This is a genomic window from Clostridium sp. HMP27, assembly GCF_000765165.1.
Taxonomy (GTDB): domain Bacteria; phylum Bacillota; class Clostridia; order Clostridiales; family Clostridiaceae; genus Clostridium_AK.
The window spans coordinates 1-11,656 of record NZ_JMFY01000050.1 but is presented as its reverse complement, the minus strand read 5'-3'; the positions used below and the strand labels follow the sequence as shown (position 1 = coordinate 11,656).

Below are 11,656 nucleotides of genomic sequence, written 5' to 3'. Positions count from 1 at the left end.
CCTCTCTATCATGTTGGCTTGACATTGCAAGATACATTCCAACCTCTGTTCCTTCTTCTGTGTAGTTTGCTCCTAATCCTTCTATAACCTCTGGATCAACACCGTCTGCAACCCCTATTTTATGCTCATCTGCCCAAGTAAACTCTCCTTCAACTTTTTCTATAAACTTATCAGCTGGCACACCACACTGTGGGCACTTTTCTGGTGCTGCTTCTCCTTCATAAATATATCCACATACTGTACATACAAATTTTTTCATAATAAAAATCCTCCCTAAAATTACCTATTTTTTTATTTCTAATCCCATCTTATGGGGTTATTATCATTTTTAATTATTAATTTAATTTTGCGTTCTCTTGTTTGCAATTATTATTATATAATAATTACTATTAATTATCAATACCTTTTTTAAAATAAATTTAAAATTTTTTCCTTATTGTATAAAAATGAATTGAACTATGATATCTTTTCAAATAATATATAAATAATATCTAGTGAGAGGAGACTAATTATGAAAAGAATTAGTGTTATAGATATAGGTTCTAATTCCATAAGACTTGTTATAGTGGATATAAATAATGAATATTTTAAAGTTATAGATGAGTTTAAAGAAACAGTGAGACTTGGTAAAGATATAAATAAAAATGGCAGCTTATGTTCTAAAAGAATGAAAAAGGCCATAGACACTTTAGGGTTTTTCAAGAAGCTTTGTGATGAATTAAGTGTTGATGAAATAATAGCTATAGCCACTGAAGCTGTAAGGAAAGCATCTAACAGAGAAGAGTTTATACGAAATGTTTATAGAGAAACCCAAATAAATATAGAAATAATTGATGGTAATATGGAGGCTTACTATGATTTCCTAGGTGGTATAAATAGCTTAAATATTAGTGATTGTCTTATGATTGATATAGGTGGTGCAAGCACTGAACTTATAGAGGTTAGAAATAAACAAATTAAGAATTCTATAAGCTTTCCTTTTGGAGCACTAAGTCTAGCAGAAAAGTTTAAACTGTCTGGCAAGGGGTGTATGATTAACGAAAGCCATCTTAAAGATTATATTAAGGAGTTTTTTATTAAAGCTCCTTGGATAAAGAATATAAGAGGTATTCCGTTAGTTGGAATTGGTGGTACTGTAAGAAATATAGCAAAAATACATAGAAGAAAAATCAAATATCCATTTGATACAATTCATAACTATCAAATGACTCCAGAACAAGTAAAGGAAATATATAATTTTGTTGTTTGCAAAACCATAAGCTCTAGAAAGAAGGTAAAAGGACTTTCTATAGATAGAATAGATATATTTCCAAATGCAGTTTCTGTTGTAAATGCTGTAATAGAATACTGTAATATTTCTGAAATATATGTAAGCTCAAAAGGCTTAAGAGACGGAATTTTGTATAGCTATATTTTAAAAGATAATTCTATATTAGACGATGTATTAGATTTCTCCTTAAGAAATATTATGATAAATTATAACGTTAATATAGTTCATGCTGAGAGAGTATTGAATATGTGTTTATCTCTATATACTCAATTAAAAAGTTTAATTAAAGCTCCAAGAGATTTTTCAAAAATACTAAAAGTTTCTTCCCTGTTGCATGATTGTGGTATTACCTTAGATTATCATAATCACCATAAACATTCTTTTTACATGATTTTAAATTCCAGTTTATATGGGCTTTGCCATAAAGACATTTTGATTTCTGCATATATTGCAGCTCTTCATAGAAAACATGATTTTGTCTTAACTGAGCCATATCATAAAAAACTTATAAAAAGAGAAGAACTACAAATAATTGAAAAATTAGGAGTGCTTCTTCAAATATCAGAAAGTCTGGATAGAGGTTTAAATGGTAATGTAGAGCGAGCAGATGTTATTATTGATGAAAGCTCCGTAACATTAAAACTTCACTCTAAAAATGATTCTTCCTTAGAAATTAATGAAGCCTTAATAGCTTCAGATAAATTTAAGAAGCTGTTTAAAAAGAAGCTTATTATAGTAGGTGATTAATATTTTATGACCTATCGGTCTGCGGGCTTGTCAGCTCTTTGATAAGTATTAATTTAAAGGAATTTCGCAAAAGCGAAATTCCCTCCTTCAGCAGTGTGGATGAAGACATTTTTAAAGTTTCATATGTTTTAAGCTTCCGCCATTTTTAATCATTAAAATTTCTGCAAATATGCTTATAGCAATTTCATTTGGTTCATTGCCTCCAAGCTTTAGCCCTATAGGAGCATATACCCTCTCTAAGGCCTCTTTATCTACTCCTTTTTCTTTAAGCCTATTAATCATATTTATAACTTTTCCCTTACTTCCTATCATACCTATATATTTAGCCTTTGAATTAATTACACTCTCTAAAGCTATTTCATCACATAAATGTCCCCTGGTTACTATTATTATATAGGTGTTTTCATCAATGTGATATTTACTTAAGTTTTCTTTAAAATCTCCTACAATGGTTTCTTCTACATCTTTAAATCTTTCTTTATTTGCATATTCTTCTCTATCATCAAATACTACTGTATAGTAATTTAAAAACTTACTAACTTTTGCAAGCTCCATACCTACATGTCCACCCCCAACTATTAAAAGTTTAGGTGTAGGTAAAAAAGATTTTACAAATACTTTAGTTTGTCCCCCACAATCCATTTGCAAGCCCCCCTCACCGGTTTGCAATGCATAAGTAAATTCCTTACTTGTACCCTTTTCCATACACTCTAAGGAATCTTTGATAGCTGTATATTCAAGTTTTCCTCCACCTATAGTTCCGTAAGTTGTACCATCTTCAAATACAGCCATCATTGCGTTAATTTTCCCCGGAGAGGATCCTTGAACTTCAGTTATCATTGCCAAGGAACATTTTTTATTTTCATGGACTTTCTTTAGTACTTCTTCCATTATCCTTGCTTCCATGTTAATTAACCCCCAGTTTTTTAGTTATAATATTACTTATATTATAATTATATCCTTTATTTTCTATTTTTTAAAGCAGATATTATTCTCTCTGGGGTTGCTGGAAATTCAGTTATATTTAACTTAAGAGCATTATTTATGGCATTTATAATAGCTGGAGCTATTCCATTTGTTGCAATTTCACCAACACTCTTTGCACCATAGGGGCCGTATTCATCTGGATATTCAATTAAATCCATATTTACCTTAGGCATATCTGGAGCATTTATTAAATGGTATTTACTAAAGCTGTTACTTTTAATTCTTCCATTGTTATCTATTTCTATTTCTTCTGTCAAAGCATAACCTATGCCCATTTGTGCCGCTCCTTGTATTTGCCCCTCTACAAAGGTTTTATTTATAGCTCTTCCTATATCATGTACAGCTAATATCTCATTAACTTTAGTCATTCCAGTTAAAGTATCCACTGTAATCTCTGCAAATACCGCTGCATATACCCCTGGATTTGCTGGGGAATGATAAGTGTAAGTTACAGACATATCATCACTAAACTTTTTCTCAGCTAAAACCACTATTTCTCCATAACTTAAAATCTTATCTTCATCGTTTCTATTCCATACCCTTTCATTTTTTATAACTATATCTTCTTCACTGCATTCGAGTATTTTAGCAGCATAACTTTTTATTCTTTCCTTAAGTAATTCCGAAACTTTTTTAGCTGCTCCTCCATTTACATAGGTGACCCTACTTGCTTGAGTTCCTGCTGAATCATAAGGAGTTACAAAAGTATCTCCCTCCAGTGCTGTTACTTTTTCAATATCCATATCTAAGGTTTCCGCTACTATTTGCCTCATAACAGTTACAGTTCCACATCCTAAGTCATGTACTGTTTCCTTCAAAAGTACACTTCCATCAGTATCCATTTGTATTGTAGCTGTAGTAAAATCTGGGTATGCTCCATAATATCCATTCCCATGGGTAACACAAGCCATTCCAACTCCTGTGGCATATCTTCCATCAAAATGTGTATTGCTCCATCTTTTCTTCCAGTTAAACTTTTCTACCCCTCTACTTACACAATCAACTACTCTAGCGTTACCTAAATCCACTCCCTTAGCTAAATCTTTATCATAGGGATGTACTAGATTTTTAAGTCTGAATTCTGTAGGATCCATGTTTAATTTCCTCGCTGTATTATCTATATTTATTTCAGTAATAGCATGTATTTGTGGTGCTCCATATCCTCTGCAGGCTCCTCCTATAGGGGTGTTTGTATATACCACATGAGCTGTGTATTTTTGATTTTCTATTCTATAAAGCCTAGATAGTTTTTTACCCATGGACATACAAAGTGCATCTCCATTTGTAAAATATGCTCCAGTATCTACTATCACTTCAATTTCTCTTCCTAAAATATCTCCATCCTTTGTCACAGCAGTTTTCACATTTCCTATAACATTATGTCTTGTTCTGCTGCCTACTATAGTTTGATTTCTATCCATTTGAATTTTAATAGGTTTTTTTAAGTCTAAGGCTACATAGGCACATATTGGTTCTACTATAGGATGAGTTTTTCCACCAAAGGAACCTCCCATAGGTGACTTTATTACCCTTATCTTTCTTTTAGGTATATTAAGTGCATCAGACACTACAAGCTGGCTTTGGAAAACCTCCTGGCATGGAGAATAAATTATTATATTATTAAATTCATCTATTTTAGCTATTGCCAAATGAGTTTCCATAGCTGCATGATGTATTTTAGGTGTAATTATAGTGTCCTCAATTATTAAATCAGCTTTTTCAAAGGCTCTTCTGCTATCTCCATATTCAATTTTCTTATCCATTACATGATTATTATTTTCTTCATGAATTTTAAAGGAATTTTTATTAAGAGCTTCCCTAGGGTCTACAACTACAGGAAGTCTCTCATATTCCACTTTTATGAGCTTAACTGCTCTTTCAGCAGCTAGATTATCTTTAGCAACTACAAGCGCTACTCTATCTCCTACAAATCTTACTTCACTATCAAACATTAACTCGTCTTTTATCGTTTCTAAAGCTTCATACCATCTATGTGAATTATAATAATTTTTAGGTGTATTTTTATGTGTGTATATCTTTACAACCCCAGGCAGCTTTTCCGCTTCATCTATATCTATACTTTTTATTATTGCATGAGCTACATCACTTAATAAAAGTTTTCCATAAAGCATACCTTCAAGTTTCATATCACTTACATATTTTAATTTTCCTGTCACCTTTTCATTTACATCATGTACTGGAACATAGTTTCCTATATATCTAAATTCCTCTGCCATATTATCACCATCCCGTTATTCAAATATATTTCTAAAGACGTTCTCGGCAAGTCCCCTTATTGCTTCTCTTTTATAAGGTCTCGATTGCCTTGTAGGTATGGACAGGTCTACTTGTTTTTGAAGAACATTTTTAAATTCTTCTAAAAGATTATTTGTAAAAGCTCTGCCTTCTAATAATTCCTCAGCTATTTTAGACCTGAAAGCTTTAGGCCCTAGTGACCCTATTGTTACTTTTACATCTTTAATCCTGTCCTCATATTTCAGTGATACCGAAATACTTAATTTTGAAATTGTTACAGTACTTCTACTTCCTATCTTTACAAATGAGGTTTTATATTCTTTATATTTTAAAGGAACTAATATTTCAGTAATAATTTCTCCAAGTTTTAAATTATTCTTTTCTAATCCTATTACTACATCATCCAGTTCCCTAATATTCTCTTGTCCAAATTTGTTTATGGTTTTCACTTTAGCATCCAATGATAAAAGTGCTGGGATGGAATCTGCCGCAGGAGATGCATTTGCTATATTTCCAGCCATAGTTGCAGTATTCCTTATTTGGGTAGAACCCACTTTTTCTGCTGATTCTCTTAAGCATTTAAAATATTTATTTACTGTATGGTTATATTCTATTTCTGAAAAAGTAGTGTTTGCACCTATCTTTAAAAAGTTATCCTCTTCTTTTATATATTTAAGTTCTTCTATTCCTGAAAGATCTATTACATTGATATTATATAATCCCTTTTCCCTCATCTTTATAATAAAATCTGTGCCCCCAGCTATAAAGTAAGTATTATCATCTATATTTTTAAGTAAAGATTTAAGCTCTTCTAAGTTCTTTGGAGTTTCTGCTTTCATAGTCATAATTTTACCTCCCATAAAGCTTTATTATTTTTCTACAGTAATGGCATCTATAACTGCTTCAATTATTTTGGTATATCCTGTACATCTGCATAAATTTCCTTCTATAGCTCTTTTTATATCTTCAGATGTAGGATTTGGATTTTTCATAAGAAGGGCCTTACAGGACATAAGCATTCCTGGTGTGCAAAATCCACATTGTACTGCCCCTTTTTTTATGAAGGACTTTTGCAGCTGATCAAGTTCCCCATCCTTTTCTAAGTATTCTATAGTAAATATTTCTTTATCCCTTGCTTGTATTCCAAGCACGGTACATGAATTTACTGCTTTGCCGTTCATTATAACTGTGCAGGCACCACATTCCCCTTCACTACATCCCTCTTTTGTTCCCGTAAGTTCTAAATCTTCTCTTAATATATCAAGTAGCCTTTTAGCTGGATCTATATCTAATTCATGGTTAATTTCATTTACTTTTAAGTATATTAGCATCTCTTTTCAGCTCCCTCATATTAACTATTTAAATTAATGTTATCATCTAAAAGTCTAAAAAAAGTCACAAAATAGCTTCATATTCATGTTGTTAGTAATATAAGGTGATGTTTTAACATTATAAACATCACCTTATATTTAAATCTTATTTACATTGGTCCAAAATTTATGGCTACTGCTCCAATAAGCATTACTACAGCTGCAATCCATATTAATGTCATAAATGGCATTATAAATTTAAGCCACTTATTAAATGGAACTTTTGTATATGCCAAGAATGCTATTAACCCACCTACTGTTGGATAACATAAATTTGATAATCCATCTCCAAATTGAAAGGCTAAAATAGCTATTTGTCTATTAAGATGTATTAAGTCTGCAACAGGAAGCATTATAGGCAATGTTACAACTGCTTGACCACTTCCTGAAGGTACGAAAAAGTTTATTATTGTTTGAATTATAAACATCCCTATTGCATTTACTGTTGGTGACATGCCACTTAATAGAGATGCCAAACCATGAACTATAGTATCTGATATATGTCCTTGCTCCATTATTACTTGTATTGTTCTTGCTAATCCTACTGCCATTGCTCCAATAAATATAGCTCTTCCACCCTCTAATATTTCACTAGCTATTTTATTAGCACTATAACCTGCAAATATTCCTCCAATTATAGCTCCTATAATATACACAGCTGACATTTCAATCATTCCCCATTTCCACTGTATGGAGCCATATACTATAATTCCTATAGTTGCAGCAAAAACTAATAATACTATTTTATGCCTTAAAGTAAACTCTATTTCTTCACCATTATTACTTACATTTAAATGTCCTAAATTCATTCCATATACTATGCTTTTTGTTGGGTCTTTTTTTATTTTACCGGCATACCTTACAATAAATAAAATAGCCACTCCCATAAATACTATAAATACTATCAATCTATAACCTAATCCAGAAAACATAGGTAGCTGCGCTAAGCTTTGACCTATCCCTGTAGTCCAGGGATTAGTACATCCTGCTGACCACCCTATTACAATCGATACAAGAGCAATGTATATTCCAACCAAAACATCATATCCAAGTTCTAATGATATAGCTACGCACAAAGGTGCAAAAGGTATGGCTGCCTCAAGCATTCCTGGAAATGCCCCAAGACAACCAAAAAATATTATTATAGCCACTAAAACTACTGAACCTTTTTCCTCACCCATGGCTTGCCTTAGTTTGAATAATGATGCTTTTATAGCACCTGTTCCATCAAATACCCTGATAGCTCCCCCTATTATTAGAATCATTATAATTAACTGAGAAGCTGCTTGAATTCCTAATGGAATAGCCTTAAAAAAGTTAAAAAAACTTATTGGAGTTTGATTTATATATTTAAAGCTACTTGCATCTACTATAGTTTTTCCATTTGCCGTTATTCTCTTAAATTCACCCGCTGGAACTAGATAAGTCATAACAGCTACTATAGCTACCAAAATGAATAGCACAACAAATCCATCTGGCATTTGAAACTTTCTCTTAACTGGCATCTTATTTTCCTTTAACATTTAATATTCCTCCCCAAAAATATATTTAGTTAGATATTATTAATGTTAGTCTAAAATACATATTTTTTGGCTTTAGTACCTTATTGAGAAACTTTCGAATATATTTTCATTCATATTTATCTAATTATTTTTGTTCATTTCTTCTCTTACTCTATTTAAAATCTCATTTGATTTTATAAGTTCATAGGCTTTCCTTATATCTTCTGTTAGATTTCTATCCTTATCATAAAATGGAATAACTTCTCTTATAGTTTCATATGCAACTTTGGTACCTCTTCCTTGATGAATGTCATTTCTTAAGTCAATTGCTTGAGCTGCATGAAGCATTTCTATTCCTAATATATATCTTAAATTATCAACAATTTTTCTAGTCTTTTGTACCACATATGGTGAGTTATTAGCATGATCTTCTATATCCCCTGCAACGGAAAAGAAGTCACTAGTTGATGGATTTGATAAATGTCTTATCTCAGCATCTAATGATGTAAATGCCTTTTGTATGGTTCCATAGCATATTACATTATCTGCTGGAGATAAAAATCTTGGAAGCTTTGTAAAATCAGGAGTGCTTAATTTAATAGTTCTATAACAGCTGACTTTTGACAAGTGACTTAACGCAATTCCTAACATTTCAAAACCAAGTACCCAAGTAGTTGGTTCAAAATTTGAACAAGATATCATTCTTCTTTCATCTAATATTACACAAGGATTATCATCTGATGAATTCATTTGTATCGTTAAATATTTTGTTACGTATTCAAGCGCATCTCTTACAGATCCATGCACATGTGCGGAGCCTCTAAAGCTTAGAGGATCTTGTACTGGCTTTTTCCAATCTGGTTCCCAAATATAACTACCCTCAAGATATTTTGTTATTTTTTCTGCACTATATCTTTGTCCTGGAAATGGTCTAGCTTCATGAGTTTTAGGATCAAGTGGTGAAGTATTTCCATTAAGCCCTTCAAGAGATAATGAATATACTATATCTGCAATGTCCAGTAAATCCTCTACATCTTTTACTACTAATGCACCTTCTCCTGCTGCTAGAGCATTTGAACTTACAATTGCAAGTCCATCTTTAGGCCCTAATGTTACAGAATTTAGCCCTGCCCTTTCTAGTGCTTCCTTTGCTGGCATTTTAACTCCATTATAGTAGGCATCTCCTTCACCAAGCATTGTAAGCCCTATATGAGATAAACATGCTATATCTGCTTCTCCTACAGACCCTCTTTCTGGCATAACTGGTGTTACATTTCTATTTAGCATTTCTCCATACATCAAAGCCACTTCTGGCTGAATTCCCGTACAACCACAAAGCAAGGTATTAAGCCTTGTAAGCATTACTGCCCTAACTTCTTCAATACTTGCCTCAGGCTCTACTGCTACACAATGAGCACGTATTAAATTTGTGTTGTACTCTTGGAAGAAGTCCTTGAACACTCTTTTATCCTTGTTCCAGCCCACCCCTGTATTAAATCCATATACAGGAATATTGCTGTCTGCTAACTCAAATACAAGCTTTCTTGACTGGAGCAACTTATTTTTTCCTTCTTCACTTATCTCTACTTTGTAACCTTCCCTTGCAACCTTACTAAGATCATCTATAGTTAAATCTTTACCATTCAACACTATTGTCTTTTCCCTCATAGTTAAAACTCTCCCTTCAATCTTTTAATACAGCCCAAGGTCATTACCTCTTTTATAAAATAAAGTATTAGTTAAAAGTCGGCCTTAGCCGACTTTTAACTAAATCATTTATTGTTTATCTACTACAATGTTTCTCCATTAGATTTTGATTCTAATACAATTTCTTCTACTTGAGCAGTTTCAGGATGACAAACTACATCATACTTCTCACTTTTAACTATTATTCTAACTGTACAATAAGCCATAATTAACATCAAAAATAGTATTGGAAATCCTGCAACTGTTGATATTTGCTTTGTGGCATCTATTCCTGTTATTTTCCCTCCACCTGTACATAGAATGTTTATTATAGCCATAGAAGCCATTGCAATTCCCCAGTATATCTTAAGTGATCCTGGTGCTTCTTGGTTCTCGTCATTGTATGCAGTACTTGTTAAAGATGCAACTGTTGAAGTCATAGAATCACAAAGTGTTACTATTGAAATAAATATAGTTATTACAAAAATCCAAGAAATAACCTTAGAAAGTGGATAATGGCTTAAGAACGCAAATACTGAGGCTTCTAATCCACCCTTTTGTATAGCTTCCCATAATCCACCACCAGTTAATTGAACATTTATTGCAGCTCCTCCAAATACAGCAAACCAAACTATACCAAATATTGCAGGACAAACTAGGTTTACAATTATAAATTCTCTTATAGTTCTTCCTTTACATAGCGAAGCAAAGAACATTCCTTCCATTGGAGCATATGCAAGCCATATTGCCCAATAGTATATAGGCCACCATCTTGGCCATTCTGAACCTTCAATGGGACTTAAGTAATGAGTTCTTGTAAAGTAATTTTGAATAAAATCCCCTACTCCTTGTGTTCCCATTTTTAATATAAATGTAGTTGGTCCAACAACTAATATAAATACCATTAAGAATAGATATATTTTTGAGTTTTTATCTGATAACCATCTTATACCCTTTGTAAGGCCTGTCCAGCTACAGAATATATATGCTACTACTAAAAGCGCTAACAATATAACCCATAGAGTTTTTCCTGTTTGTATACCTGTAAGTACATTAAGCCCACTTCCCATTTGCATAGCTCCAACTCCAAGTACTGCTGCTACAGCACCTACCATTGCAAACATACAAATATTATCTACTACTGCTCCTACAGTTCCATAAACCTTTTTCCCAAAAATAGGGTAAAGCAATGAACTTATTTGATATGGAAGTTTCATATTGTGCACACAAAAAGCTATACCTAAACCTGCTATTGCATACATGGCATATGGAATAAACGTCCAGTGAATAAATGATGTGGTCATAGCGAAATTTGCAGCAGCTTCACTTCCTGGTTTTAGTCCCAATTCCTTTGGAGGGTTCATAAAGTGAGTTATTGGTTCTGCAATTCCCCAAAAGCATATTCCAGTAGCTATACCTGCGCAAAGTGTTATTGCAAACCAATCCCAATACTTAAGCGTAGGTTTTGCATCAGGTCCTCCAAATTTTATATCGCCATACTTAGAAAACATAAAAAAAATACAAATAAACAAAAATAAGTTACCAGATATTTGGAACAACCATCCGAAATCTTCAAACGCAAACTGAACTATTTTATTTTGTGCATTATAAAATTGCTCTGGTGCTACCACCCCTGTAATAATTGCAATTAAAAGTATTACGCTCATCGGTATAAATATAGACCATCTAATATGAGCTTTGACCTTTGATTTTTCCATGCCCTTTTCCCCCTTACATTATTTATTATTTTAATTTTCTAAAGATTTAAAATTTCATTTATAGTTTATCAGGCTTTAGTCAAAAAAAAGTCAAAAAGTTATTATAAAAATAAGCCTTTA

Annotated in this window: 9 protein-coding genes; 1 reads left to right on the top strand and 8 read right to left on the bottom strand. The window is 32.4% G+C overall.

Annotation, left to right across the window (positions count from 1 at the left end):
- A partial coding sequence (locus tag DP68_RS17425) for a rubredoxin-like domain-containing protein (RefSeq protein WP_035311692.1) occupies positions 1-259 on the bottom strand: 259 nt, incomplete at its 3' end.
- Positions 260-511: 252 nt separating this feature from the next.
- Between DP68_RS17425 and ppx the strand changes: the two genes are divergently transcribed.
- Positions 512-2,017 (top strand): exopolyphosphatase, encoded by a 1,506-nt coding sequence (ppx, locus tag DP68_RS17420; protein ID WP_035311691.1) that lies wholly within the window; start codon positions 512-514, stop codon positions 2,015-2,017.
- 111 nt (positions 2,018-2,128) lie between these two features.
- Here ppx and DP68_RS17415 read toward each other — a convergent pair whose 3' ends face one another.
- From DP68_RS17415 to DP68_RS17385, 7 genes are all read right to left on the bottom strand, one after another.
- Positions 2,129-2,923 (bottom strand): XdhC/CoxI family protein, encoded by a 795-nt coding sequence (locus tag DP68_RS17415; RefSeq protein WP_035311690.1) that lies wholly within the window; start codon positions 2,921-2,923, stop codon positions 2,129-2,131.
- A gap of 56 nt (positions 2,924-2,979) precedes the next feature.
- Entirely contained in the window at positions 2,980-5,241 is a 2,262-nt protein-coding gene (locus tag DP68_RS17410) for a molybdopterin cofactor-binding domain-containing protein (protein WP_035311689.1), read from the bottom strand.
- A 15-nt stretch (positions 5,242-5,256) separates the two neighbouring features.
- On the bottom strand, positions 5,257-6,105 hold the full coding sequence (locus DP68_RS17405; protein WP_052085890.1) for an FAD binding domain-containing protein: 849 nt from the start codon (positions 6,103-6,105) through the stop codon (positions 5,257-5,259).
- Between the two features lie 24 nt (positions 6,106-6,129).
- Positions 6,130-6,591 (bottom strand): (2Fe-2S)-binding protein, encoded by a 462-nt coding sequence (locus DP68_RS17400; RefSeq protein WP_035311688.1) that lies wholly within the window; start codon positions 6,589-6,591, stop codon positions 6,130-6,132.
- A gap of 149 nt (positions 6,592-6,740) precedes the next feature.
- On the bottom strand, positions 6,741-8,153 hold the full coding sequence (locus DP68_RS17395; RefSeq protein ID WP_052085889.1) for a YfcC family protein: 1,413 nt from the start codon (positions 8,151-8,153) through the stop codon (positions 6,741-6,743).
- 120 nt (positions 8,154-8,273) lie between these two features.
- A complete protein-coding gene (locus tag DP68_RS17390) occupies positions 8,274-9,800 on the bottom strand; it encodes an aromatic amino acid ammonia-lyase (RefSeq protein WP_035311687.1) in 1,527 nt (508 codons plus the stop codon).
- A 122-nt stretch (positions 9,801-9,922) separates the two neighbouring features.
- Positions 9,923-11,536, bottom strand: a complete 1,614-nt coding sequence (locus DP68_RS17385) for a BCCT family transporter (protein WP_052085888.1) — start codon at positions 11,534-11,536, stop codon at positions 9,923-9,925.
- Positions 11,537-11,656: the final 120 nt, after the last annotated feature.

What these genes read in the sequence shown, in the direction of transcription:
- DP68_RS17390 (WP_035311687.1), bottom strand. Translation starts at nt 9,800, where the DNA reads ATGAGGGAAAAGACAATAGTGTTGAATGGTAAAGATTTAACTATAGAT.
- DP68_RS17400 (WP_035311688.1), bottom strand. Translation starts at nt 6,591, where the DNA reads ATGCTAATATACTTAAAAGTAAATGAAATTAACCATGAATTAGATATA.
- DP68_RS17415 (WP_035311690.1), bottom strand. Translation starts at nt 2,923, where the DNA reads ATGGAAGCAAGGATAATGGAAGAAGTACTAAAGAAAGTCCATGAAAAT.
- DP68_RS17385 (WP_052085888.1), bottom strand. Translation starts at nt 11,536, where the DNA reads ATGGAAAAATCAAAGGTCAAAGCTCATATTAGATGGTCTATATTTATA.
- DP68_RS17395 (WP_052085889.1), bottom strand. Translation starts at nt 8,153, where the DNA reads ATGTTAAAGGAAAATAAGATGCCAGTTAAGAGAAAGTTTCAAATGCCA.
- DP68_RS17410 (WP_035311689.1), bottom strand. Translation starts at nt 5,241, where the DNA reads ATGGCAGAGGAATTTAGATATATAGGAAACTATGTTCCAGTACATGAT.
- DP68_RS17405 (WP_052085890.1), bottom strand. Translation starts at nt 6,105, where the DNA reads ATGACTATGAAAGCAGAAACTCCAAAGAACTTAGAAGAGCTTAAATCT.
- ppx (WP_035311691.1), top strand. Translation starts at nt 512, where the DNA reads ATGAAAAGAATTAGTGTTATAGATATAGGTTCTAATTCCATAAGACTT.